Raw genomic sequence first — 23,901 nt, forward strand, 5'->3', positions numbered from 1 at the left:
GCTCGGAAATATGAAATGGAACCCGAATAAATACGCTGAATTCGCGAATTACCGCGGACGACCCTACGAAGACCTGCTGGGTCAGCTAGGCGAAATCACCCCTAGGCAGATCGTTGACCTGGGCTGCGGGCCGGGAGACAAGACGAGTCTGCTGGCCGAAACCTGGCCGCAGGCGCAGGTGACCGGATTGGATTCCTCGCCGGAGATGATCGCCCAAGCCAACGGCGCGGTGCGGCTGCCGAATCTGGGCTTCGACCTGCTCGATGCACGCCACTGGCACCCGGGACCCGAGATCGACCTGCTCTTTTCCAACGCCATGCTGCAGTGGCTCCCCGAACACCGCGAACTGCTCAAAAACTGGTTGGGTGATTTGAAGGCCGGCGCCTACGTCGCAATCCAGATGCCGGGAAACTTCGGCGCTGCCTCCCATGCGGTGATGCGTCAGGTGGCCGACGGGGCGAAGTGGGCGGGCAGGCTCGGTGGCGTCCTGCGGCACGAAGACGTGGTGGGTGAACCACAAGAGTACCAGCGGCTATTGCTCGAGGCAGGGTTCCAGGCAAATGTGTGGGAGACGACGTACCACCAGGTGATGGTGGGGGAGAGCCCGATCCTTGACTGGGTGCGAGGCACCGCTTTGCTGCCCATCAAGGCCACATTGCCCGAGGACGAATACCTGGATTTCGAAGCGGACTATTCCGCTGCCGTCGCCGAGCATTACCCGTCGTTCACGGCACCGGACGGTGCCAAGCTGACGAACTTTCCCTTCCGGCGCATCTTTATGGTGGCACGCAAGCAGGGCTGAATCACTGGTGCCGGCGCTGGACATGGAGGACAATGGCCGCATGGAAAAGCGGCGCACCTACGTAGCCAAGGCGGAACACTGCGCGCAGCTGGCAAAGCTGCAGGCTGACTTCAATGCGGAGTTCGGTTCTCCCTGCCCCACGGAGCAGATACTAGCCAGGCGGTTGCGGGGTATGCTCGCTGGCCCACACTGTTATGCGGTGCTCGCCGGTCCTGCATCTGAGCCGTCGGGCCACGCCATCGTGACCCTGCGGCCAACCATCTATTCGGACGGGCCGCTCGCGGTGCTTGATGAGCTGTATGTGCGCCCTCCACTGCGAGGCCAAGGCGTCGGCGGCGCCATCCTTGATCATGTCCTGCGCCAGCTGGCCGAGCGCGGGGGCAGCGAAATGCACATCAACGTGGATGAAGACGATGCGCAGGCTCGTCGCTTTTACGAGGACCGCGGGTTTGTGAACCACGAACCGGGCAGTGAATGGCGGATGCTGCTCTACCTGCAAGAATTGCCCACCGGGCCGTAACCTGATGGGCAATGCTGCAAATGATGGATTACCAGCCGCGCTGTCGCCATGCACCGAGGTGCGGGCGCTCGGTGCCCACGGTGGTGGAGCCACCGTGACCAGGCAGGACGACGGTATCATCCGGGAACTTTTCGAAGATACGTTCGGATACGTCGTTGAGCAACGACTCGAAGCGCTCCGGGTCCTCCCAGGTATTGCCTACACCCCCGGGGAAAAGGCTGTCTCCGCTGAAGATGACCTGCTGTCCCGAGGAGTCCTGCAATGCATATGCGATCGAGCCCGCGGTGTGCCCGCGAAGGTGGATGGCCTCAAGTTCCACCTTGCCAACGGAAACTCGATCACCATGGGTCAGCCCGTGGCTGATCTTCACGCCCGACTCCTTGGCGATACCGTTGATATCTTCGGCGCCTGCATACGTGGGAACGGCGAAGCGTTCGACGACCTCGGCCAGGGCCCGCACGTGGTCCCAATGCTCATGGGTCGTGGCGATGCCAACGACCTCTGGTTCGGGGCCATCCTTGGCGGCGCTTGCCACGAGTTCTAGAATCGCGGGAGTTTCGTCGGCCGCATCGATCAGTAGCTGTTTGCCACTGGCCCTTTCGGTGACCAAGTAAACGTTGTTGTTCATTTCCGAGACGCTCACCGAACGAATCGTGACGTCGGCTAATAGAAGTTCACTCATGGTTATTACCTTACGATGGCGATTGGACTGAACACGATAGGCTCAGTGAATCAACCGAAGTATTGCACCGAATGGAGCGCCAATGGCCAACCTGGATTTCATCCGTATCGACTCGAAATCGGCTGTAGCACCGTATCAGCAGGTACGTGAGCAAATCCTTGCAAGTATTGCCGGTGGTGATTTGGCACCCGGAACCAAGCTTCCCTCGGTGCGGGCGCTCGCCGGTGACCTGGATCTTGCGGTGAACACGGTGGCGAAGGTCTATAAGGAGCTGGAAGCCCAAGGCGCGGTCGTGACCCGCGGGCGACACGGAACCATCGTGCAAGCAGCCGAGGATCGTGCCCAGCAAGAAGTCGGCGACGCCGCAGCCGATCTGGCACGCGTAGCCCAGACCTGGTCGGTAGATGAAGAAACCGCGGTTAAGTATTTGCGCGCCGCGTTCAGCTCGCTGCCGCGTTAATCAGTGGCCTTCGGGCCGTGGGGCACCGGGCTGTGCGAGGCGAGCTAACCCGAAACGCGATTTGAGTGTCCCTAAAGGTCGGTTCATGCAGCTTGGGCCCAAACCGCACTGCACCAGAACCAGCGGCAGATTCTGCGGCACGCTCAGGTAACTCGGGGAAATCCTGTCAGTTAGCGGTTCGGAGCAGTGAAGCCGATTTCTTCCAGAGCTGTTCTGCGAACTTCGGGTTGTGCATTTCGGCACTTACCCTTGTCGCTATCCTGCGGGATTCATAGTAGGAACCCGGCAGGAAAGACGTTCCAGGAGTCCCTTCCGCGAGCCAAACAAGCTGATCTGACCCTTTTTCGGGAGTGACGGTAAAAAGACGTTTGAGCGGGCCGTGGTAAATGCGCCGCATGAAATGTGTGGTTTCGCTGGCGAAGCTGCTGGCGACGATACCCGGATGGAAAGCAACGGCGGTGATGCCTCGTGGTCCGAACCGGTGCTGCAATTCCTGAGTGAAGAGGATATTAGCGAGTTTCGCGTTGCCATAGGCTTTCTGCGGGGCGTAGCCCTCGGTATTCTGCAGGTCTTCGATATCCAGCCGCCCGAAGATCCGGGCGGCCTTGCTGGCTGTCTGGATAATCGTTGCCTTGCCGGCAAGCAGCGCTGGCATGAGCAAGCTGGTGAGCAGGAACGGAGCAAGGTGGTTGACCTGGAAAGTAATTTCATGCCCATCAACGGTCTGGGTTCGCTCACCCATGATGCCGCCTGCATTATTCGCGAGCACGTTGATTACGGGGTACGCCTCCAGCAGATCATCTGCCAGCTTTCTAACTTGGGTCAGCTCAGCGAAGTCCGCAACATAATAAGGAACAGACAGCTCTGTCGCGATGCTTTTGGTTTTGCTCTCCGAGCGCCCCACGATGACGACGCGATGGCCACGGCCAACCAGCGTGCGCGCGGCGGCCGCACCGATGCCGTCGCTGCCGCCGGTGATGATAATGGTTTTGCTCATGGTGAATTCATTTCCTCAATGCCGGCGCGGGAGCTCAGCCTCCCATTCTCGGAGCGAACTGGTAAGTCATCCTAGCGGACGCCGGTGGCAGTATTTAGTTGAAGGCCAAGGGTTCCGGGGCCGGGTTGGAGTACCACGCCGGGAGGCGCCGGCCACATGGCTCGTCGGGAAACTTTTGTGGGGAACATGCGAAGAAAATGCGCCCTGCCGGCGCTGTCGCCTACTTGTCGGCTAGTCATCGTGTTCTGCCTGTGCGATCCGATTGAGCCTCGAAACGGCCGCCGACCAGCAAATCTTCAGGGCTGGAAATGCCCGGGATATCGCCCTGCGCGAAAGTAACGCGCATTTGTGCCAAGCACCACGTTTATTCGAAGTAGTTTTCGATTAGTATTACTTCGTGGCTATTACTGCAGAAAGCAAAAAACTGGATTTGTCCCGTCTGATCGTCAAGGGTGCGCGCGAGCACAACCTGAAGAACGTAGACGTGGATCTTCCGCGCGACGCGATGATCGTCTTTACCGGCTTGTCCGGATCGGGCAAGTCATCGCTGGCCTTCGACACGATTTTCGCCGAGGGGCAGCGCCGCTATGTCGAATCCCTGTCCGCCTATGCGCGCATGTTCCTGGGCCAGGTCGACAAGCCGGATGTGGACTTCATCGAAGGGCTTTCCCCGGCCGTGTCGATCGACCAGAAGTCCACGAGCCGCAACCCGCGGTCCACCGTGGGCACCATCACCGAGGTGTATGACTACATGCGCCTGCTCTGGGCCCGCGTAGGACGCCCGCACTGCCCCGAATGCGGGGAACCCATTTCGAAGCAGTCGCCGCAGCAGATCGTCGACCAGCTGCTGGAGATGCCGGAGAAGACCCGCTTCCAGGTGCTTGCCCCGGTGGTGCGCGCCCGTAAGGGCGAGTTCGTGGACCTGTTCGCCGAACTCTCCTCCAAGGGATTCTCCCGTGCCCGGGTCGACGGCAAGACCATTCAGCTGACCGAGCCGCCCAAGCTGGCCAAGCAGGTCAAGCACACCATCGAGGTGGTCGTTGACCGCCTCGCCATTAACGACACGGTGCACCAGCGGCTGACCGACTCGGTGGAAACCGCACTGAACCTGGCCGAGGGCCGCGTGCTGGTGGACTTCGTGGATCTGGAAGAGGACGACCCGAAGCGCGTCCGCGCGTTCTCCGAGAACCTCGCCTGCCCGAACGAGCACCCGCTGGCCATCGATGAGATCGAACCCCGAACCTTCTCCTTCAATAACCCCTTCGGCGCCTGTTCGGCCTGCAGCGGCATCGGCACCAAGCTCGAAGTCGATGAGCACCTGATCGTCCCGGATGCCGAGGTCAAACTGGCCGACGGGGCCATCGCGCCGTGGTCCTTGGGCAAGGCGACCACCGAATACTGGAACCGGTTGATCGAGGGGCTCGGCAAGGAGCTGGGCTTCAGCATGGACACCGCCTGGAAGGACCTGCCGGCACCGGCGCGCCAGGCGATCCTGAACGGCAAGGACCACAAGGTCGTGGTGCAGTACAAGAACCGTTTCGGCCGGGAGCGCAAGTACTCCACCGGGTTCGAAGGCGTCATCTCCTACGTGCACCGCAAGCATGAGGAAACCGAATCGGATCACGCGCGCGATCGCTACGAGCAGTACATGCGCCAGATTCCGTGCCCTACCTGCGGCGGCGCCCGGCTGAACCCGGCCTCGCTGTCGGTGCTGATCGGCGGCAAGTCGATCGCGGCGGTGGCGGCCATGGATTTGCGCGCGGCGGCCGAATTCCTCACCACCTTGGAGCTGAGCGACCGCGAGGCGCAGATCGCCACCCAGGTGCTGAAGGAAATTGGCGCGCGCATGAAGTTCCTGCTGGACGTGGGCCTGGAATACCTGACCCTGGAACGCGCCGCGGGCACCCTGTCCGGTGGCGAGGCGCAGCGCATCCGCCTGGCCACGCAGATCGGTTCCGGCCTGGTCGGCGTGCTCTACGTGCTGGACGAGCCCTCCATCGGCCTGCATCAGCGCGACAACCGCCGGCTGATCGAAACCCTGCTGCATCTGCGTTCGCTGGGCAATACGCTGATCGTCGTCGAACACGATGAGGACACCATCGCCGAGGCGGATTGGATCGTGGATATCGGTCCGGGTGCCGGGGAGCACGGCGGCGAGGTAGTCCATTCCGGCTCGCTGGAGGGGCTGAAGGAGAACACCCGCTCGCTGACCGGCGACTACCTCTCCGGACGCAAGCAGATCGAGCTGCCGAAAAAGCGCCGCAAGGCCGACAAGAAGCGCATGCTCAAGCTGGTGGGCGCGAAGGAAAACAACCTGCGGGACGTCACCGTGGAGTTCCCGCTGGGCGTGCTGACCGCGATTACCGGTGTCTCGGGTTCGGGCAAGTCGACGCTGGTCAACGACATCCTGTACAAGGTGCTGGCCAATAAGCTCAACGGCGCCAAGCAGGTTCCCGGACGCCACACCCGGGTGCTGGGCCTGGAGCACCTGGACAAGGTCGTGCACGTGGACCAGTCGCCCATCGGGCGCACCCCGCGGTCGAACCCTGCCACCTACACCGGGGTCTTCGACAACATCCGCAAGCTCTTTGCAGAGACCAATGAGGCGAAGCTGCGCGGCTACCAGCCGGGCCGATTCTCCTTCAACGTCAAGGGCGGGCGCTGCGAGTCCTGCTCGGGTGACGGCACGCTGAAGATCGAAATGAACTTCCTGCCGGATGTCTACGTGCCGTGCGAGGTCTGCCAGGGCCAGCGCTACAACCGCGAAACCCTGCAGGTGCTCTACAAGGGCAAGAACATCTCGGACGTGCTGAATATGCCGATCTCCGAGGGCGCCGAGTTCTTCGCCGCGTTCACCCCGATCGCCCGCCACCTGAAGACCCTGGTCGATGTGGGACTGGGCTATGTGCGCCTGGGGCAGCCGGCCACCACGCTTTCCGGCGGCGAGGCGCAGCGTGTGAAGCTCGCCGCGGAATTGCAGAAGCGTTCAAACGGCCGCTCCATCTACGTGCTCGACGAACCGACCACCGGTCTGCACTTCGAAGACATCCGTAAGCTGCTGCTGGTTCTGCAAGGACTGGTGGACAAGGGAAACACCGTGTTGACCATCGAGCACAACTTGGACGTCATCAAGTCGGCCGACTGGGTGATCGATCTGGGGCCGGAAGGCGGCTCGGGCGGCGGAACGATTTTGGCCACCGGAAGCCCGGAATCCGTGGCGAAGGTCGACGAATCGCACACCGGAAAGTACCTGGCCGAAATTCTCTAAAACCTCAAATCCCGAGCGAGGCGGACCCGCTGAATATGCGTTTTCAGTTATGGATTCCTAACGTGAGTCCGCTTCATGGGATGATGTCTAAGTGAATATGTCGGTAACAAGCGTGCTCTTTGATCTGGACGGGACTCTCGTGGACCCTGCAGGTTCCATTACTTCCGGAATTCGTCATGCCCTCGTGGCGCATGATGTCGCCGATCCCGGCGAGGAAGCCGTCGAGGCGTTGGTGGGTCCACCGCTGCAAATCGGTCTGCGCACCCTGGACGGTGTCACCGACGAGAATATCGATCAGATCATCGCCGCATACCGTGCCAGGTACGCGGCGGTGGGCATGGCCGCCTCGCGGGTTTACCCGGGACTGCGCGAACTGTTGGCTGCGCTCCGCGCGGCCGGAATCTACGTGGCAGTGACGACGGCCAAGCCGGAGCCCATTGCACGGGACCTGATCGGCAAGCAGGGTCTGGATTCCTTGCTGGACGCCATCTTCGGCAACGCCTCGGAGCACGGATCCTTGGGTGCGAGCAAGACGCATATCGTCCGGGCCGCGCTCCAGGCGGGCGAGCTGGATCCGGCACGTACCGTGGTCGTCGGCGATCGCTACTACGACCTGGATGCGGCGCGTGAAAACTCGGTGGCATCGATTGGTGTCAGCTGGGGTTTTGCGCTTCCCAACGAGTTGGACGCGGCAGACCACCTGGCCGATAGCGTGCCTGAGCTCGCCGTCCTATTGCTGGGTGAAGAACGTGCTGCGGCGCTCAACGGACAGCCGATGCAGGAGGGCCTGTACTAATGAGCCTCTACACCATGACCCGCTCCTCGATCCGCGGCATGCTGCACACCCTGTGCCGTCCGGAGATTACCGGGGTCCACAACGTTCCCAAGGAAGGCGGCTTCATCGTCGCCTCCAACCACTTGTCGTTCCTCGACTCGATTATCGTGCAGGCGTTGACCCCACGCGATGTCGCGTTCTTCGCCAAGGCCGAATACTTCACCACTCCCGGCCTCAAAGGCAAAGCCATGAAGACCTTTTTCGAATCCGTCGGGTCCATCCCGGTGCAGCGCGGTGAGCAGGCGGCCTCCGTGGCGGCCCTGGACTCGCTGGTGGAGATCATCGAAAACGGAAGCGGCATCGGCATCTACCCGGAGGGCACCCGGTCACGCGACGGCAAGCTCTACCGTGGCCGGACCGGAGTGGGCTGGCTGGCCCTGACCACGGGTGTCCCGGTGATCCCGGTGGGACTGATCGGCACCGAGAAGCTGCAACCGGCCGACACCAAGGGCATTCGCCCGACGAAGTTCTCCATTCACTACGGGGAGCCGCTGTACTTTGACCAGCTGGGCCGCAAGCATCCGCTGCCCGAACGCCGCCGCGCGACGGACCGGATCGTTGACGCGATCGCCGAGCTGAGCGGTCAGGAACGTGTGGACTCGTACAACCAGTTGCCACCGGACGCGAAGTAGCCATGGCAGATCCAGCCAGCTACCGTCCGAAATCATCGGATATCCCCACTAAACCGGGTGTCTACCGCTTCCGCGACGAGCACGGCCGGGTCATCTATGTGGGCAAGGCCCGTGTCCTGCGCAATCGGTTGGCCTCATATTTCATCAACCCGGAACGCCTGACCGCTAAAACCCGCACGATGGTGTTCACCGCGGCCAGCGTCGAATGGACAACCGTCGGATCCGAGCTGGAGGCGCTTCAGCTCGAGTACACCTGGATCAAGGAATACACCCCGAGATTCAATATTGTCTTCCGCGACGATAAGACCTATCCGTACCTGGCCATCACGATGGACGAACAATTCCCGCGCGCCCTGGTCATGCGCGGGGACAAGCGCAAGGGCGTGAAGTATTTCGGCCCGTTTTATCCGGCCAAGGCGATCCGCGAAACTCTCGATACGCTTTTGCGCGTCTTCCCGGTACGCACCTGTGCGCCCGGGGTCTTCAAGCGTGCCGAAGCCTCGGGCCGCCCGTGCTTGCTGGGGTATATCGATAAATGCTCCGCGCCCTGCGTCGGTCGGATCTCTCCAGAAGACCACCGAGCCCTGGCCGATGACCTGTGTACCTTCATGGGTGGCGAAGCAGGGAAGTTCACCCGCGAGCTGACCGCGCAGATGCAGGCTGCCGTCGCCAATCTTGAATACGAACAAGCAGCCCGCTACCGTGATGACATCGCCGCCCTGAACAGGGTTTTCGAGCGCAATGCGGTGGTGCTTGCCGAGAGCACCGAAGCGGATATCTTCGGCATTCATGCCGATGAGCTTGAAGCCGCGGTGCAGGTCTTCCACGTGCGCGACGGCCGTATCCGCTCGCAACGCGGATGGGTGGTCGAAAAGGTCGCCGACCTGACGGACGCTGAATTCGTCGAGCAGCTGCTCACCCAGGTTTATGCCGATCATGCCGACCGGATCCCGCGTGAAGTTCTGGTGCCCACCTTGCCCGATGACATTGAAGATGTCACCACTTGGCTGACCGAACTGCGTGGCTCGAAGGTTTCCCTGCGCGTTGCGCAGCGTGGTGACAAGGCGGCGCTGGCCTCAACCGTGGTGGAGAACGCCGAGCAGGCGCTGCGCCTGCACAAGTCCAAACGTGCCGGTGATATTTCGACCCGTTCGGCCGCGATGCAGGAACTGCAAGAAGCGCTCGGTGCCGAAACCGCCCTGTTGCGCATCGAATGTTACGACGCGTCGCATACGCAGGGGACCAACGTCGTCGCCTCGATGGTGGTTTTCGAGGACGGGCTGCCCAAGAAGAGCGAATACCGAAAATTCTCGATTACCGGTGATGCCGCGCGTGATGACACGGCGAGCATGTACGACGTGATCCACCGACGCTTTAGCCGGTACCTGAAGGAAAAAATCGACCCGGACACTTTCAGCACCGGCGAGGTTGAGCCCGGAACCAGCGAAGTGAAGAAATTTGCTTACCCGCCGTCCTTGGTGATCGTCGACGGTGGCCCGCCGCAGGTGGCCGCGGCTCAAAAAGCCCTCGATGACTTGGGGATTGATGATATTCCCGTCGTTGGCTTGGCGAAGCGGCTCGAAGAGCTTTGGCTGCCGGAGGACCCATTCCCGGTGATCTTGCCGCGTGCTTCGGCGGCGTTGTACCTGGTGCAGCGCCTGCGCGATGAGGCACACCGCTTTGCCATTACCTTCCACCGCGCCAAGCGTTCGAAGTCGATGATTTCCTCGGATTTGGATGCCGTTCCGGGCTTAGGCAAATCGAAACAGGAAGCGCTCCGTAAGCACTTTGGATCGATGAAAAAGATCCGGGCCGCGTCCTTGGAGCAGCTCATGGAGGTCTCTGGAGTCGGGGAAAAGCTTGCGACTTCCATCAAAGAATCCTTGGAAGATACTTCACGTGCGGGTGTGAACATGACTACCGGTGAAATTCTCGACTAGCCTTGAGGTATGACCACCGAGTATGAAGCTGTAAAACCTCCGGAATCCGAACTCGTGATCGTCACCGGCATGTCAGGCGCCGGTCGAACCACGGTGGCCCACGCACTCGAAGACCTTGGCTGGTATGTGGTGGAGAACCTGCCGCCATCCATGCTGGGTATGCTCACCGAGCTGATGAGCCGTTCCCAAGGAACCATTCCACGATTGGCAGTGGTCATGGATGTGCGCTCCAAAGATCTCTTTCCAGAGATTCGTGAATCTCTGGCGCTGCTCACCAGCGGCGGGGTGAAGTACCGCCTGGTCTACTTGGACGCCAGCGATGAGGTCCTGGTCCGGCGCTTCGAACAGGGTCGCCGTCCGCACCCGTTGCAGGGCGACGGGCGGATCGTCGACGGCATCAAGCGAGAGCGGGACGTGACTGGACCGTTGCGTGAAGCCGCTGAACTCATTCTGGACTCCTCATCCATGTCGGTGCATGACCTGGCGCGTTCGGCGAATGAGCTATTTGCCGAATCGGGTCCGATCATTTTGCGGATCAACGTTATGAGCTTCGGGTTCAAATACGGCCTGCCCACCGACGCCAACTACGTGGCCGACGTGCGCTTCATTCCGAACCCGCACTGGGTTCCGGAATTGCGTCCGCAAACCGGCAAGGACAAGGAAGTCTCGGACTACGTCCTGCGTCAGCCGGGGACCAATGAATTTATCGAAAACTACCTTAAGGCACTGGAGCCAGTGTTCGAGGGGTATCGGCGAGAGAATAAGCACTACGCGACGATTGCCGTTGGCTGCACCGGCGGCAAGCACCGCTCCGTGGCAACGACCATTGAATTGGGGCGCCGACTGGCGCAGCTGCCCAATGTGCGAGTGAATATCACGCACCGTGATTTAGGCCGGGAGTAGTCTTCGATGGCATTCGCAACGGGACCAATCCCGATTCAGGGTCTTACCCGGCCCGATGATATGCGCAACCCCTCGGTGGTTGCGTTGGGTGGTGGGCATGGCCTGTCTGCCTCGCTTTCGGCGCTCCGCCGGCTCACCACGGAACTGACCGCCGTGGTGACCGTGGCCGATGACGGTGGAAGTTCCGGAAGGCTGCGCGGTTCCTTCGATGTGCTTCCCCCGGGGGACCTGCGCATGGCGCTGGCCGCCTTATGTGACGATAATGACTGGGGCCGCACCTGGCGCGATGTCATGCAGCACCGGTTCCAATCGGATGAGCATCCAGAAGAGCCGCTGAACGGCCATGCGGTGGGCAACCTGCTGATTCTCGCGCTCTGGGAATTGCTTGATAGCCCGGTAGCTGGACTGCGCTGGGCCGGCGCGTTGCTGGGCGCACGTGGCCAGGTGCTGCCCATGAGCACCGTTCCGCTGTCGATCCATGGTGAAGTTCTTGAAGCGGACGAAGTCACCGATACCCTGATCAAGCGTCGCATAGATGGCCAGGCGCAGTTGGCCGCGGCGGGTGGCGGGGGACTGGTCTCCAAGGTGTATTTGGAACCTGACGGAGCTCCGGCCTGCCCCGAGGCGTTGGACGCGATCGAATTGGCCGACTGGATCATTCTGGGTCCAGGGTCGTGGTACACCTCGGTGCTTCCGCACTTGTTGCTGCCCGATATGCGTCAAGCCATCGCAGATACCACGGCGAAAAAACTGTTGACCATGAATCTATCCGTCGATACTGCCGAGACCTCCGGAATGGATGCCGCCGCGCATCTAGAGGTTTTGGGACGTTACGCCCCGAACGTTCAATTCGACGCGATTATCGCTGATGAATCGCGGGTTCGTAACAAGGAGAGATTTGAGCTGGCAGCGCAAAAACTCGGGGCACGTGTCTTCTTTAGTAGAGTAGGTGTATCTGACGGTCGTGCCGAGCACGACCCGTTGCGCTTAGCGGCGGCCTATCATGAGGTGTTTACCGCAATAGGATCCTAATCGGATCTATGTAAGGGAGTTTGATTCATGGCATTGACGGCTTCCGTCAAAGACGAGCTGTCGCGGGTTGAGATTCGCAAGCCATCGGTGCGCAAAGCCGAGGTTTCGACCATGCTCCGCTTCAGCGGCGGACTGCATATTGTCTCCGGGCGAATAGTAATCGAGGCTGAGGTTGACTTAGCTGCGACCGCTCGCAGGCTCAAGGTCGCCATTGGCGAGCTCTACGGACACGACGCGGAGATTGTCATGGTCTCCGGTTCCGGCATCCGTAAGGGCAGCCGATACATCGTGCGCGTCGCTAAGGACGGCGAAGTTTTGGCACGCCAAACCGGGCTTCTCGACCAACGTGGACGGCCGGTACGTGGTCTGCCCTCGGTCATCGTCAACGGTTCCACGGCCGACGCCGAAGCGGTGTGGCGTGGCGCGTTCTTGTCCCACGGTTCACTAACCGAACCGGGACGAAGTTCGGCACTTGAAATTACCTGCCCCGGCCCAGAGGCCGCACTCGCCCTGGTCGGTGCGGCTCGACGCCTGGACCTGACCGTCAAGGCGCGTGAGGTACGCGGGGTGGACCGAGTGGTGATTCGCGATGGCGATGCCATCGCCCAACTCCTGACACGCATGGGCGCACACGACGCACTGATGGTGTGGGAAGAACGCCGGATGCGCAAAGAAGTCCGCGCCACCGCAAATCGGCTAGCGAACTTCGACGATGCGAACCTGCGCCGCAGCGCGCAAGCTGCTGTGGCTGCCGGTGCACGCGTGGAGCGCGCACTGGAGATTCTTGGCGACGAGGTGCCTGAGCACCTGCGTTACGCCGGGGTGCTTCGCCTGGAGCACAAGCAAGCGTCGCTGGATGAATTGGGCCGCATGGCCGAACCTCCAATGACCAAGGACGCGATTGCCGGCCGGATCCGCAGGCTCTTAGCCATGGCGGATAAAAAAGCTGGTGATCTGGGAATACCTGGTACTGAGTCCAGTGTTCCAGTAGATGAACTGGAACAGTAAAAAGTGTCCCCGCGGCAGACCTTCCGCGGAGATTCAACCAATTGAGAAGATTGAGGAGAATCATGGCTGTCTATTCACTGCCAGAACTGCAGTATGACTACGCTGCACTGGAGCCGAACATCTCGGCTCGCATCATGGAGCTGCACCACTCGAAGCACCACGCAACCTACGTTGCAGGCGCTAACTCGGCGTTGGAGCAGCTGGCAGAAGCCCGCGAAAAGGGCGAATTCGGCAACATCCCGAAGCTTTCGAAGGACCTGGCGTTCCACTTGGGTGGACACACCAACCACTCGATCTTCTGGAACAACCTCTCACCAGAGGGTGGCGACAAGCCAGTAGGCGAGTTGGCAGCGGCCATCGACGAGTTCTTCGGCTCCTTCGACGGATTCCGCGGTCACTTCACCGCTTCGGCCATGAGCCTGCAGGGCTCGGGCTGGGCAATTCTGGCCTACGAGCCGCTAGGTGGCCAGCTGGTCATCGAGCAGCTGTACGATCAGCAGGGCAACGTCCCAGTGGGAACCATCCCGCTGCTGATGCTGGACATGTGGGAGCACGCCTTCTACCTGGACTACGTCAACGTCAAGGCTGACTACGTCAAGGCCTTCTGGAACATCGTGAACTGGGCCGACGTCCAGGCTCGCTTCGAAGCCGCTCGCACTGGCGCTGCTTCGCTGGTGGTTCCAGGTAAGTAATTATTGCCGAATTAACCTTCTGGTAATTCAGCTCACATTCTCCGCGAATTTCGCGTAGGATGTATCAGGTGTGTTGCAGACCTCGTGTTTCACGAGGTCTGCAACTCACGACACAACGGAGTGTCCTCTTAGATAAGCAGGCCACTTCCGTGAAAAGCACGGCAGTGGCGCAATCATCCCATTTAGAGGAGATAGCCACATGACTACTCGTGTTGGAATCAATGGTTTCGGTCGTATCGGACGCAACTTCCTGCGTGCCACTCTGGCGCACAAGGCAGACATCGAAATCGTTGCAGTCAACGACCTCGGTTCCATCGATGCACTGGCTCACCTGGTGAAGTTCGATAGCGTTCTGGGCCCAGTCGGCGAAGCGGTATCCGTAGATGGCGACACCATCGTCGTCGGAGAGCGCCGCATCAAGGTGCTCTCGGAGCGCGACCCGGCAAACCTGCCATGGGGCGAATTGAACGTCGACGTTGTCATCGAATCGACCGGATTCTTCACCAAGGCTGCCGACGCTGGCAAGCACATCACCGCCGGTGCAAAGAAAGTCATCATCTCGGCTCCGGCCAGCGATGAAGACATCACCATCGTGATGGGCGCCAACCACGACAAGTACGATCCAGCCACGCACAACATCATCTCGAACGCATCGTGCACCACTAACTGCCTGGCCCCAATGGCCAAGGTTCTGAACGATGAATTCGGCATTGTCGACGGCCTGATGACCACCATCCACGCATACACCGCCGACCAGCGCCTGCAGGATGCACCGCACAGCGACCCGCGCCGTGCCCGCGCCGCAGCGCTGAACCTGATCCCGACCTCCACCGGTGCCGCTAAGGCCATCGGCGTGGTGCTTCCGGAATTGAAGGGCAAGCTTAACGGTTACGCAATGCGCGTACCGGTACCAACCGGCTCGGCCACCGACCTGACCGTCAACCTGGCTCGCACCGCGACCGTTGAAGAAATCAACGCCGCCTTCGAAAAGGCTGCCACCGAAGGCAAGCTGGCCGACTACCTCGAGTACTCGACCGATCCGCTGGTTTCCTCCGACATTGTGACGAACAAGCACTCCGCCATTTTCGACTCCGGCCTGACCTCCGTGATTGGCAACACCGTCAAGGTTGTGGCTTGGTACGACAACGAGTGGGGCTACTCCTCGCGACTTGTTGACCTTGTTGAATTCGTGGGATCAAGCCTCTAGTCGATAACCTAGAGACATGTCTTCTCACACTCTCGACGAATTACTCGCTGACGGTGTCCGCGGGCGGTACGTTTTGGTCCGAAGCGACCTGAACGTACCGCTCGACGGGGCGACCGTAACCGATGACGGACGCGTGCGCGCGTCCCTTCCGGTCATCACCAAACTGACCGAGGCTGGCGCCAAGGTCATCGTGATGGCACACCTGGGTCGCCCTAAGGGCCAGGTCGATTCGAAGTACTCCATCGAGCCTGCCGCTCGCCGCTTGAACGAACTTGCAGACTTCGATGTCACCGTGGCAACGGACGTAGTAGGAGCTTCGGCTCGCGAATCCGCCGCCGCGTTGGCCGAGGGTGCGGTGCTGGTCCTCGAGAACGTGCGCTTCGACGCCCGCGAGACCTCCAAGGCCGACGCCGAGCGTGAAGAATTCGCCACGGCGCTGGCCGCACTGACCGGTGACAACGGCGCCTACGTCAACGATGCCTTCGGTGCGGTGCACCGCAAGCATGCCTCGGTATTCGACATCGCAGCCTTGCTGCCAAGCTACCAGGGCGACCTGGTGGCAACCGAGGTCAAGGTCCTCAAGACCCTGACCGAAGCGCCAAAGCGTCCCTACGTGGTCGTACTGGGCGGGTCGAAGGTTTCGGACAAGCTCGCGGTCATCGACAACCTGCTAGGCAAGGCCGATCAGCTGCTGATCGGTGGCGGCATGGCATTCACCTTCCTCAAGGCCCAGGGATACGCCATCGGCGGCTCGCTGCTTGAAGAAGACCAGATCTCGGTCTGCCAGGAATACCTGGCCCGCGCCGAAAAGCTCGGTTGCGACATCATCGTTCCATCGGACGTCGTCGTTGCCAGCAAGTTCGGGGCAGACGCCGAGCACGAGGTGCTTGCCGCCGACAAGATCGAAGAAGCCAGCTTCGGCTCGAACGGACTCGGCCTCGATATCGGACCGAAGTCCGCCGAACTGTTCGCAAGCTACATCACGAGCGCAAACACCGTGTTCTGGAATGGCCCAATGGGCGTCTTCGAGATCCCGGCCTTCGCCGAGGGCACCCGCACGGTGGCCCAGGCATTGGCAGGTTCCGAGGCGTTTAGCGTCGTAGGCGGTGGCGACTCAGCCGCCGCGGTACGTGCCCTGGGCTTCTCGGAGGACGACTTCGGCCACATCTCCACCGGTGGCGGAGCGTCGCTCGAATACCTTGAAGGCAAGACCCTGCCGGGTGTTGCCGCTTTGGAAGGCTAAATTTATGACGATGTCGAATAACGGCGCCTACGTGCGCCAGCCGCTGATCGCGGGCAACTGGAAGATGAACATGGACCACGTCCAGGGCATCACCCTGGTGCAGAAGCTCGCGTGGACGCTGAAGGATGCGCAGCACGATTACGACCGTGCCGAGGTTGCGGTGTTCCCACCGTTCACCGACATCCGCGGTGTGCAGACCCTGACCCTGGGCGACAAGCTGGACGTCGTCTACGGGGCACAGGACCTGTCCGCACAGGACTCGGGAGCCTATACCGGGGAGATCTCCGGCCAGTTCCTGAATAAGCTTGGCTGCAGCTACGTGCTGGTCGGCCACTCGGAGCGCCGCGAGTACCACAACGAGTCCAACGCCGTGATTGCCGCGAAGCTTGCCGCCGCGTACCGCCACGAGCTGACCCCGGTGCTTTGCGTCGGCGAAGGCCTTGAGGTACGCCAGGCGAACGAGCATGTTGCCTACACGCTGAACCAGCTTGCCGAGTCCCTGGAAGGCGTCACCGCCGAACAGGCCGAAACGCTGGTCATCGCCTACGAGCCGGTGTGGGCTATCGGAACCGGCGAGGTGGCGGGCCCGGCCGATGCGCAGGAGCTGTGCGCCGCGATTCGCGGAGCATTGGTCGAGCGCTTCGGCGAGGAGATTGCGCAGAAGGCGCGCCTGCTCTATGGCGGAAGCGTCAAGGCCGCAAATGCCGCGCAGATCATGCGTGAACGCGATGTTGATGGCCTGCTGGTCGGCGGTGCTAGTTTGGATGCCGAAGAGTTTGCTAATATTGTTAGGTTCGAGCACCATCTCGTCACCGACTGAATCTAATTAAGGAACCGTCGACTTGGATATCATCAAGATCATTCTGCAGGTACTGCTGGGTATCACCAGTGTCCTGCTCACCCTATTGATCCTTCTCCATAAGGGTCGAGGCGGCGGTATGTCCGACATGTTCGGTGGCGGCATGACCAGCTCGATGGGTTCCTCCGGTGTTGCCGAGCGCAACCTGAACCGCATCACCATTGTTCTTGGTCTGGTCTGGGGCGCGGTCATTATCGGCCTAGCCCTGGTCATGCGCTTCAGCATCGAGTCATAGCAGACAACTAGGAAAGGGGATCCACGACAGTGGGTCCCCTTTCCTAGTTAAGCCTGGATTCGCTTTTGCCGCCTAGCGCAGCTGGCCGAAGCGATCGGTGTCCGCGGTGGATCCAAGCACCAGCACGCGGTCCCCTTCGACCAGCACCGTGTCCGCATCGGTATTCTGCCAAACGCCGGACGCATTGGCTTTCGCGGCGATGGTGACCCGGTACTTCTTCCGGACCCCCATCTCGCTCAACCGCATCCCATGCAGGCTAGCCGGTGCGGTCATCTTCACCAGGGCGTAGCCCGGGTCGACCTCCACGTAATCCATGATCGAGCCGCGCACCAGATGCGCTACGCGCCGGCCCATATCCTTTTCGGGGTAGACAATGTGGTGCACCCCAAGTTGTTCGAGGATCAGCCCGTGCCGGTCATCCTGAGCCTTCGCCCAAATCAATGGAATGTTCATGCTGACCAGCAGCGAGCAGCACAGGATGGAGGACTGCAGATGGCTGCCTACGGCGACCACTACGCGGTCAAAGTCGTGAATTGAAAGCTGCTCGAGCACCTCGCGGCGTGCGGCGTCCGCCCGCACCACCTGGGTCAGCTCACCGTTCAACGCCTGGACATTATCCTCGTTCAAGTCGATGCCCAGCACATGGGTGCCCGATTTCATCAATTCCATGGCGAGCGAAGCGCCAAAGCGCCCCAAGCCAATCACCGCGACCGAGTCCGCGGCGGCAATGTTCTTCGAATCTGAGCGGAAATTCAGTAGCTTACCCAATTGCGGGCCTTTCTTTTGGAAGTTCGTAGAGGGCCTTGCGGTCGCGCAAGGCGAGGGCCGAGCCGAGCGAGAGCACTCCGACGCGCCCTAAGTACATGAGCGCGATCAGAATGGTTTTGCCGCCATCGGGCAGGTCGGGGGTGATGCCGGTGGACAGGCCAACGGTGGCGAAGGCCGAGGTCGCCTCGAAGAGGCAACGATCCAGCGAATACGGCGTCAGCAGCAACAATCCCATGGTGCCCGCGAAGACCGCGGCGGTGCCCAAGAGCGTGACCGTCAGCGCTTGGCGATGAATGGACCGCGAAAGCCGTTTGCCCAGCACATTGACGGCCGTTTCGCCGCGCAGCTCGGTGAGGATGATAAATAGCAGCACCGCCGCGGTGGTGACCTTGATGCCACCGGCGGTGCCGGCCGGGCCGGCGCCGATGAACATGAGTACATCCATGCCGAGCCACGAGGCCGGGTGCATGGCACCGATATCGATGGAGTTGAACCCGGCGGTACGAGTTTGCACCGAGTGGAAAAAGCCGGCAAGCACGCGTGCCGCCGGGTCCAAGGTGCCAAGGGTTTCCGGATTGTTCCACTCCATGGCGGTGATGAACACCGTACCGCCGAGCAGCAGCAGGGCGGTCATGAGCAGCACGAGCCGGGTGTTCATGCTCCATTTGAGCGTGTTGCGTCCGTAGCGGCGCAGCTGAACGAGTACCGGGAAGCCGAGTCCGCCGAGGATGATCGCGAAGCTGACCGGCAAGCTGATCCAGGGGTCGTCCACGAAACCCATGAGGCTGTCCGAATAGAGCGCGAATCCTGCGTTGTTGAACGCGGACACCGCATGGAACACCGCGTGCCATAGGGCCGAGGGGCATCGTAGTCGTAGCCCAACCAGAAGCGCAGGGCCAGTGGCACCGCTGTGACGGCTTCGAGGGACAGGGAGAAGAGCAGAATGGTTTTCGTGGCTGTGCGGACGTCCTGTCCGCTCAGGGCCTTGCTTTCGCGCTGGGAGGACTGCCGGGTGAGCAACCCGATCTTGCCCATGAGCAGCATGCTCAGCAGGGAGGCGACAAGCATGATGCCCAACCCGCCGAGCTGGATGAGCGCCAAGATGATGATCTTGCCGAAGAGCGTGTAGTGGGTTGCGGTGTCCACCACGGTCAGGCCCGTGACGCAGACCGCCGAGGTGGCGGTGAAGAGCGCGTCGATCAGTGGGGTGAATCTTCCATCGGTGTGTGCCCACGGTGTGGCGAGCAGCAAGCCACCGATCAGGATAGCGCCCAGAAACCCCAGGGCGACGAGTTGCGCTGGCCGGGCCAGGGAATCGTGGCGAGGGCTCACTTGGAGTCCGGACTTCTTTGCGAGCATGATTTCACATTGGTCGTAGTGACGCCGTGCGGAAGCGCGAGCGCGTGTAACGAATGAAATACTACGCCTGTCTTCAAGGTATTAATCCGTGATATGCATCTCATCGAATCGGGCCGCCCGGTGCGTCGACGATCGGGATTAAAGCGTTGATCCCCGAAGTCAAACCGCATAATCGGGATTTGCCTTCGAGGATCTTCGGGGAATGCGAGCGGCTAGTGGCTTTCGCCGACCAGCTCGACGACGCGCTGCGCGGTGCCCCACGACAGGGTGACTCCCGCGCCGCCATGGCCGTAGGCGGCGATGACCGGAATCCGGTGTCCCGCAACGCGTTCGAGGCGGATGGCATCGCGCGCCGGGCGAAGTCCCACCTTGTGCTCCAGGACCTCCAGCCCTTCGAGTTCTGGCACCAGCTCGGTGGCGCGGCGCAGAATTGCCGCCGCGGTCTCCGGCTCGACGTCGCGGTTCCAATCATTGACCGTGTCGGTGCCGCCGACAATGATGTCCTCGCGCCGGGGAATGATGTAGCTGACCCCGCCGGGGTAGTCGTCGTCGCACAGCCAGTCGGTGAGCTTTTTCGTGTTGGCCAGGCGTACCACCTGGCCGCGGATCGGGTAGACGGACTCGTCATCGCCCAATAGCTGTCCACCGCGCAGCCCGCCGGCGATGACCGCAAGATCTGCGCTGCCATTAAGCTCGGTTAGTTCCTTGACCGTAGCGTGGATGAAAACCACCCCGAGCGCTTCGACCTCAGTGCGCAGCCACGATAGGTAGGTGGTCATGGTGATGATCGGGAGGCGCGCGTAGACTCCGGCGTGGGCACCTTCGGGCAGCTCTGCCTTCGGCGCTTCGATTGTCTTCGCAACGATTCTGGTCCAGGAGCGGTCGGCCCCGGGCAGGTGATCCACGTTTAGACCCGAACGCAGGTCCACTCCGGTTTCGGGGATGGACGCCAGTTCTTCGAACCGCGCCAGCGAGCGTGCCAGCAGCAGATCCGCGGCGGGGGAGTTCTCCGAGTGGTAGGGGAACCAGATGGCGGCGGCCACGGCGGAGACGGTCTCCCACGGTTCTTGATCCGAGATGACGGTGACGCGGTGGCCGGCGCGGACCAGCTCGTGGGCGGTGGACAGCCCGATCACTCCGGCGCCGATCACCGTGATGCGCTGAGCCTCTGCCGGCTGTTGCTGCGCGGTCATGTCTAGGGTCCTTTCAAATCACCAAGACCGGTGCCGCCCATTGCTTTGGGGCGGCACCGGTCTGCGGTGATGCTTAGAGCAGCGTCGCGGCGCTGCGGTCGATCAGCCAGCGGGTAGCCTCGGTGCCTTGCACGGCGCTTGCCGGCACCTTGGCCTCGTTGACCTCGTGCTGTGCGGCGGCCAAGGCTGGCGCCTTCTCCGCGCCGGAGACCAGCAACCAGACCTCGCGGGCCGTGTTGATGGTGCTCATGGTCAGCGACACCCGGTGCGGTGGCGGCTTGGGGGAGTCGTGCACCGCGATCGCCCCGAGCTCGGTGGAGCGCGTGTGGTCCGGGAACAGCGAGGCCACGTGCGAATCCGGGCCCATGCCGAGCATCAGCACGTCGAAGACCGGGTTCGCCGCGCCGTCGCCGGCCTCCTCGGCGAGCAGCCGCGTGTAGGCGGCAGCCGCGTCCTCGGCGCTGGCGTAGGCGTCGCTGTCACCCATCACGTGGACGGTGCCACGGTCAAGGCCCAGCTCGTCCAGGGCGGCGAACAGCGGTTCGGCCTGCACCGCGTTGCGCTCGGTGCTGCCGGCGGCGACGAAGCGCTCATCTCCCCACCAGAAGTGCACCTGGGACCAATTCACCGAAGCCTTCGCCGGGTTCTGCGCCACGGCAACCAGCGCCGCGATGCCCAGCGTGCCGCCGGTAACCACCACATGGGCGACCCCGCGGGCGGCGATCGCATCGGCGATGGAGGTGATCAGCCGGGCTGCGACCCCGTGCGCGGTGGCGGCGGTGTCTTCATGGATGACAATCTGTCTAGCGATCACTGGGAATGATGCTCCTTAGGTTGGTCAGGTTCAGCCCGCGGGTGATGACCTCGCCGAAGACATCGTCCGCGTCCAGGCGGCGCATCTCCTCGGCCAGGCATTCGGCCACCGAGCGGCGCGGCAGCGAGATGCGCTGCGGCGCGCTGCCGGGCAGGTAGAGGTGGGCCACGGCTCCGGAGGGACGGGAAAGCTCCACGTCGCCATCCTCACGAGCCAGACGCACGCTGGAGAGCCCGCCGGTGGACTTATCCGCCGCGATGGTCACCGGGACGTCCAGGCGCATGGTCAGCCAGGCCGCCAGCAGCGAGGTGGACGGAGAGTTCTCCGAACCCTTCACGGTGATGCCGCTCAAGCCCTCGGTACCGATCAAATCGATAATGCTCGCCAGCTGGGCGCGCCAGAGGGTGATGCGGGTCCACGCCAGGTCGGTGTCCCCGGCGCGGTAGGTGCTCGCGCGCTGGAAGAGCGCCTCGGTAGGATCCTTGGTCTCGTTCGAGTCGGTGATCCGCCGGTGCGCCAGCTTGCCCAGCGCGGTGTTGTACGGGTCGGCCGGGACCCCGTGCGGCCACCAGGCCACGATCGGCGCGTCGGGCAGCAGCAGCGCGGAGATCAGCGCCTCGTCGGCGGCCATATCCGGGCCATGCGTGCGCATCACGATGACCTCGGAGGCGCCGGCGTCACCGCCGACGCGGATCTGCACGTCGAGCCGGTTCTCGCCCTTCTCCGAGCCGCGCACCACCACGATGATGCGGCAGGGGTGTTCGCGGCTGGCCAGGTTGGCCGCCTCGATGGCGTTCTCCGCGAACCCCTCGCGGGTGATGACCACCAGGGTCAGCACCCGGGACAGGGCCACCACCCCGTGGGTGCGGCGCGAGGAGAGCAGCTTCTTGGCCACCTTCGAGGTGGTCGTGTTGGGAAGATCGATCATCATGGGCGTCGCCACGTCCTTCCGTCTTTGGCCATCAGCTCATCGCCGCTGGCCGGGCCCCAGGAGCCGGGCAGGTAGGGGTCTGGCTGTTCGGGCTGTGCGGCCCAGTAATCCTCGAACGGGTCGAGGATGCGCCAGGACTGCTCGACCTCTTCATGGCGCGGGAACAACGGCGGTTCGCCGAGCAGCACGTCGAGGATCAGGCGTTCGTAGGCCTCCGGTGAGGACTCGGTGAACGCGTTGCCGTAGCCGAAGTCCATGGTCACGTCGCGGATCTCCATCTGGGTGCCGGGCACCTTGGAGGAGAAGCGGATGGTCGCGCCCTCATCGGGCTGCACGCGGATCACGAAGGCGTTCTGCCCGAACTCGTCGTCCGCGTGGTCGGTGAACAGCAGGTTCGGTGCGCGCTTGAAGACCACCGCGATCTCGGTGACGCGGCGTCCCAGGCGCTTGCCGGCGCGCAGGTAGAAGGGCACCCCGTCCCAGCGGCGGGTGTTGATGTTCAGCCGCACCGCCGCGTAGGTTTCGGTTTTGGACTTCGGGTTGAAGCCCTCCTCGTCGAGGAAGCCGACCACCTCTTCGCCGCCCTGCCACCCGGAGGTGTACTGGCCGCGGGCGCTGGCGGCCCCCAGGTCTTCGGGCAGCTGCACCGCGGTGAGCACCTTTTCCTTCTCGGCGCGCAGGTGATCTGCGTCGAAGGAGATGGGTTCTTCCATGGCGGTCAGCGCGAGGAGCTGCAGCAGGTGGTTCTGGATGACGTCGCGGGCCGCGCCCACCCCGTCGTAGTAGCTGGCGCGCCCGCCGATGCCGATATCCTCGGCCATGGTGATCTGCACGTGGTCCACGTACTTGTTGTTCCACAATGGCTCGAACATCTGGTTGCCGAAACGCAGCGCCAGCAGGTTCTGCACGGTTTCCTTGCCCAGATAGTGGTCGATGCGGAAGACCGCGTCCGGCGGGAAGACCGACTCGACGATCTCGTTGAGCTCGCGGGCGCTTTCCAGGTCGTGGCCGAAGGGCTTCTCGATGACCACACGCTCCCAGCCGGGATTCTCGTCCTTGGCGAGCTTGTGCTCGGAGAGCTTCTGGCAGACCACGTCGAACCAGCTCGGCGGGATGGACAGGTAGAAGGCGTGGTTGCGTCCGGTGGAGCGCGAATCGGCCAGCTCGTCCAGGGTGGCGGAGAGCTGCTGATAGGCGTTGTCGTCGTCGAAGGCCCCGGAGATGAAACGCATTCCGGAGGCCAGCTGGTCGAACACCGTCTCGTTGAACGGGGTGCGCGCGCTGGCCAGGATCCATTCGCGGGCCTGGTTGGCGAAGTCCTCGGCGGACCAGTCGCGGCGGCCGAAGCCGACGATAGCGAAGTTCGGGGGTAGCAGGCCGCGGTTGGCCAGGTCATAGACCGCGGGCATCAGTTTTTTGCGGGCCAGGTCGCCGGTGATTCCGAAGAACACCAGCGCGCCCGGACCGGCGATGCGGTTAAGCCGCCGGTCGCGGGCGTCGCGAAGTGGATTGCTCATATTG

23 protein-coding genes and 1 pseudogene are annotated in these 23,901 nt (G+C 62.2%); 15 read left to right on the plus strand and 9 right to left on the minus strand.

Going from position 1 to position 23,901, the window contains the following annotated elements; all coding sequences use genetic code 11:
* Positions 1 to 10 precede the first annotated feature (10 nt).
* Together CQ019_RS03470 and CQ019_RS03475 are read left to right on the plus strand one after the other, a co-directional pair.
* Complete coding sequence (locus CQ019_RS03470; RefSeq protein ID WP_105568929.1) at positions 11 to 802, plus strand: methyltransferase domain-containing protein; 792 nt, start codon at positions 11 to 13, stop codon at positions 800 to 802.
* A gap of 40 nt (positions 803 to 842) precedes the next feature.
* Positions 843 to 1,322 (plus strand): GNAT family N-acetyltransferase, encoded by a 480-nt coding sequence (locus tag CQ019_RS03475; protein ID WP_105569258.1) that lies wholly within the window; start codon positions 843 to 845, stop codon positions 1,320 to 1,322.
* Positions 1,323 to 1,350: 28 nt separating this feature from the next.
* Here CQ019_RS03475 and CQ019_RS03480 read toward each other — a convergent pair whose 3' ends face one another.
* Positions 1,351 to 2,004, minus strand: a complete 654-nt coding sequence (locus CQ019_RS03480) for an MBL fold metallo-hydrolase (RefSeq protein ID WP_105568930.1) — start codon at positions 2,002 to 2,004, stop codon at positions 1,351 to 1,353.
* Between the two features lie 82 nt (positions 2,005 to 2,086).
* Between CQ019_RS03480 and CQ019_RS03485 the strand changes: the two genes are divergently transcribed.
* Complete coding sequence (locus CQ019_RS03485) at positions 2,087 to 2,464, plus strand: GntR family transcriptional regulator (RefSeq protein ID WP_105568931.1); 378 nt, start codon at positions 2,087 to 2,089, stop codon at positions 2,462 to 2,464.
* A gap of 166 nt (positions 2,465 to 2,630) precedes the next feature.
* Here CQ019_RS03485 and CQ019_RS03490 read toward each other — a convergent pair whose 3' ends face one another.
* Complete coding sequence (locus CQ019_RS03490) at positions 2,631 to 3,461, minus strand: SDR family NAD(P)-dependent oxidoreductase (protein WP_105568932.1); 831 nt, start codon at positions 3,459 to 3,461, stop codon at positions 2,631 to 2,633.
* 397 nt (positions 3,462 to 3,858) lie between these two features.
* Here CQ019_RS03490 and uvrA point away from each other — a divergent pair, with 397 nt between their 5' ends.
* From uvrA to secG, 12 genes are all read left to right on the plus strand, one after another.
* Positions 3,859 to 6,729: an excinuclease ABC subunit UvrA gene (uvrA, locus tag CQ019_RS03495; protein WP_105552314.1), complete on the plus strand. Its 2,871-nt coding sequence runs from the start codon at positions 3,859 to 3,861 to the stop codon at positions 6,727 to 6,729.
* A gap of 97 nt (positions 6,730 to 6,826) precedes the next feature.
* The gene (locus CQ019_RS03500; RefSeq protein ID WP_258133836.1) at positions 6,827 to 7,525 is read left to right on the plus strand and encodes an HAD hydrolase-like protein; all 699 of its coding nucleotides are present in this window, start codon (positions 6,827 to 6,829) and stop codon (positions 7,523 to 7,525) included.
* Entirely contained in the window at positions 7,525 to 8,196 is a 672-nt protein-coding gene (locus CQ019_RS03505) for a 1-acyl-sn-glycerol-3-phosphate acyltransferase (protein ID WP_105552313.1), read from the plus strand. The genes CQ019_RS03500 and CQ019_RS03505 overlap by 1 nt, the downstream gene beginning before the upstream one ends.
* Before the next feature lie 2 nt (positions 8,197 to 8,198).
* Positions 8,199 to 10,136: an excinuclease ABC subunit UvrC gene (gene uvrC / locus CQ019_RS03510; RefSeq protein WP_105568933.1), complete on the plus strand. Its 1,938-nt coding sequence runs from the start codon at positions 8,199 to 8,201 to the stop codon at positions 10,134 to 10,136.
* A 9-nt stretch (positions 10,137 to 10,145) separates the two neighbouring features.
* On the plus strand, positions 10,146 to 11,039 hold the full coding sequence (gene rapZ, locus CQ019_RS03515; RefSeq protein ID WP_096285160.1) for an RNase adapter RapZ: 894 nt from the start codon (positions 10,146 to 10,148) through the stop codon (positions 11,037 to 11,039).
* 6 nt (positions 11,040 to 11,045) lie between these two features.
* A complete protein-coding gene (gene yvcK / locus CQ019_RS03520; protein ID WP_105552311.1) occupies positions 11,046 to 12,071 on the plus strand; it encodes a uridine diphosphate-N-acetylglucosamine-binding protein YvcK in 1,026 nt (341 codons plus the stop codon).
* Positions 12,072 to 12,098: 27 nt separating this feature from the next.
* On the plus strand, positions 12,099 to 13,079 hold the full coding sequence (gene whiA, locus CQ019_RS03525; protein WP_105552310.1) for a DNA-binding protein WhiA: 981 nt from the start codon (positions 12,099 to 12,101) through the stop codon (positions 13,077 to 13,079).
* 62 nt (positions 13,080 to 13,141) lie between these two features.
* Positions 13,142 to 13,771: a superoxide dismutase gene (locus CQ019_RS03530; RefSeq protein WP_105552309.1), complete on the plus strand. Its 630-nt coding sequence runs from the start codon at positions 13,142 to 13,144 to the stop codon at positions 13,769 to 13,771.
* Positions 13,772 to 13,970: 199 nt separating this feature from the next.
* Positions 13,971 to 14,978, plus strand: a complete 1,008-nt coding sequence (gap, locus tag CQ019_RS03535) for a type I glyceraldehyde-3-phosphate dehydrogenase (protein WP_096285152.1) — start codon at positions 13,971 to 13,973, stop codon at positions 14,976 to 14,978.
* 16 nt (positions 14,979 to 14,994) lie between these two features.
* The gene (locus CQ019_RS03540; RefSeq protein WP_105552308.1) at positions 14,995 to 16,221 is read left to right on the plus strand and encodes a phosphoglycerate kinase; all 1,227 of its coding nucleotides are present in this window, start codon (positions 14,995 to 14,997) and stop codon (positions 16,219 to 16,221) included.
* 4 nt (positions 16,222 to 16,225) lie between these two features.
* Entirely contained in the window at positions 16,226 to 17,041 is an 816-nt protein-coding gene (gene tpiA, locus CQ019_RS03545; protein WP_105552307.1) for a triose-phosphate isomerase, read from the plus strand.
* Positions 17,042 to 17,063: 22 nt separating this feature from the next.
* Positions 17,064 to 17,315, plus strand: a complete 252-nt coding sequence (gene secG / locus CQ019_RS03550; RefSeq protein WP_096285146.1) for a preprotein translocase subunit SecG — start codon at positions 17,064 to 17,066, stop codon at positions 17,313 to 17,315.
* A 72-nt stretch (positions 17,316 to 17,387) separates the two neighbouring features.
* Here the strand turns inward: secG and CQ019_RS03555 are convergent, their stop codons facing one another.
* The 7 genes and pseudogenes from CQ019_RS03555 to zwf form a co-directional block, all read right to left on the minus strand.
* Positions 17,388 to 18,083 (minus strand): TrkA family potassium uptake protein, encoded by a 696-nt coding sequence (locus CQ019_RS03555; protein ID WP_219843897.1) that lies wholly within the window; start codon positions 18,081 to 18,083, stop codon positions 17,388 to 17,390.
* Entirely contained in the window at positions 18,076 to 18,924 is an 849-nt protein-coding gene (locus CQ019_RS18855; RefSeq protein ID WP_308727231.1) for a potassium transporter TrkG, read from the minus strand. Before CQ019_RS18855 ends, CQ019_RS03555 begins: the two co-directional genes overlap by 8 nt.
* A 113-nt stretch (positions 18,925 to 19,037) precedes the next feature.
* Positions 19,038 to 19,442 (minus strand): annotated as a pseudogene (locus tag CQ019_RS18860) (potassium transporter TrkG); the annotation flags it as partial.
* A 212-nt stretch (positions 19,443 to 19,654) separates the two neighbouring features.
* Complete coding sequence (locus CQ019_RS03565; protein ID WP_105568934.1) at positions 19,655 to 20,635, minus strand: FAD-dependent oxidoreductase; 981 nt, start codon at positions 20,633 to 20,635, stop codon at positions 19,655 to 19,657.
* A 73-nt stretch (positions 20,636 to 20,708) separates the two neighbouring features.
* Positions 20,709 to 21,449: a 6-phosphogluconolactonase gene (pgl, locus tag CQ019_RS03570; RefSeq protein WP_105552304.1), complete on the minus strand. Its 741-nt coding sequence runs from the start codon at positions 21,447 to 21,449 to the stop codon at positions 20,709 to 20,711.
* Positions 21,439 to 22,380, minus strand: a complete 942-nt coding sequence (locus tag CQ019_RS03575; protein WP_105552303.1) for a glucose-6-phosphate dehydrogenase assembly protein OpcA — start codon at positions 22,378 to 22,380, stop codon at positions 21,439 to 21,441. Before CQ019_RS03575 ends, pgl begins: the two co-directional genes overlap by 11 nt.
* Positions 22,377 to 23,897: a glucose-6-phosphate dehydrogenase gene (gene zwf / locus CQ019_RS03580; RefSeq protein ID WP_105552302.1), complete on the minus strand. Its 1,521-nt coding sequence runs from the start codon at positions 23,895 to 23,897 to the stop codon at positions 22,377 to 22,379. The genes CQ019_RS03575 and zwf overlap by 4 nt, the downstream gene beginning before the upstream one ends.
* Between the last annotated feature and the right edge of the window lie 4 nt (positions 23,898 to 23,901).

The organism is Arthrobacter sp. MYb229 (assembly GCF_002975405.1).
GTDB lineage: Bacteria > Actinomycetota > Actinomycetes > Actinomycetales > Micrococcaceae > Glutamicibacter.

What these genes read in the sequence shown, in the direction of transcription:
- CQ019_RS03470 (WP_105568929.1), top strand. Translation starts at nt 11, where the DNA reads ATGAAATGGAACCCGAATAAATACGCTGAATTCGCGAATTACCGCGGA.
- CQ019_RS03475 (WP_105569258.1), top strand. Translation starts at nt 843, where the DNA reads ATGGAAAAGCGGCGCACCTACGTAGCCAAGGCGGAACACTGCGCGCAG.
- CQ019_RS03480 (WP_105568930.1), bottom strand. Translation starts at nt 2,004, where the DNA reads ATGAGTGAACTTCTATTAGCCGACGTCACGATTCGTTCGGTGAGCGTC.
- CQ019_RS03485 (WP_105568931.1), top strand. Translation starts at nt 2,087, where the DNA reads ATGGCCAACCTGGATTTCATCCGTATCGACTCGAAATCGGCTGTAGCA.
- CQ019_RS03490 (WP_105568932.1), bottom strand. Translation starts at nt 3,461, where the DNA reads ATGAGCAAAACCATTATCATCACCGGCGGCAGCGACGGCATCGGTGCG.
- CQ019_RS03500 (WP_258133836.1), top strand. Translation starts at nt 6,827, where the DNA reads ATGTCGGTAACAAGCGTGCTCTTTGATCTGGACGGGACTCTCGTGGAC.
- CQ019_RS03505 (WP_105552313.1), top strand. Translation starts at nt 7,525, where the DNA reads ATGAGCCTCTACACCATGACCCGCTCCTCGATCCGCGGCATGCTGCAC.
- uvrC (WP_105568933.1), top strand. Translation starts at nt 8,199, where the DNA reads ATGGCAGATCCAGCCAGCTACCGTCCGAAATCATCGGATATCCCCACT.
- rapZ (WP_096285160.1), top strand. Translation starts at nt 10,146, where the DNA reads ATGACCACCGAGTATGAAGCTGTAAAACCTCCGGAATCCGAACTCGTG.
- yvcK (WP_105552311.1), top strand. Translation starts at nt 11,046, where the DNA reads ATGGCATTCGCAACGGGACCAATCCCGATTCAGGGTCTTACCCGGCCC.
- whiA (WP_105552310.1), top strand. Translation starts at nt 12,099, where the DNA reads ATGGCATTGACGGCTTCCGTCAAAGACGAGCTGTCGCGGGTTGAGATT.
- CQ019_RS03530 (WP_105552309.1), top strand. Translation starts at nt 13,142, where the DNA reads ATGGCTGTCTATTCACTGCCAGAACTGCAGTATGACTACGCTGCACTG.
- gap (WP_096285152.1), top strand. Translation starts at nt 13,971, where the DNA reads ATGACTACTCGTGTTGGAATCAATGGTTTCGGTCGTATCGGACGCAAC.
- CQ019_RS03540 (WP_105552308.1), top strand. Translation starts at nt 14,995, where the DNA reads ATGTCTTCTCACACTCTCGACGAATTACTCGCTGACGGTGTCCGCGGG.
- tpiA (WP_105552307.1), top strand. Translation starts at nt 16,226, where the DNA reads ATGACGATGTCGAATAACGGCGCCTACGTGCGCCAGCCGCTGATCGCG.
- CQ019_RS03565 (WP_105568934.1), bottom strand. Translation starts at nt 20,635, where the DNA reads ATGACCGCGCAGCAACAGCCGGCAGAGGCTCAGCGCATCACGGTGATC.
- CQ019_RS03575 (WP_105552303.1), bottom strand. Translation starts at nt 22,380, where the DNA reads ATGATGATCGATCTTCCCAACACGACCACCTCGAAGGTGGCCAAGAAG.
- zwf (WP_105552302.1), bottom strand. Translation starts at nt 23,897, where the DNA reads ATGAGCAATCCACTTCGCGACGCCCGCGACCGGCGGCTTAACCGCATC.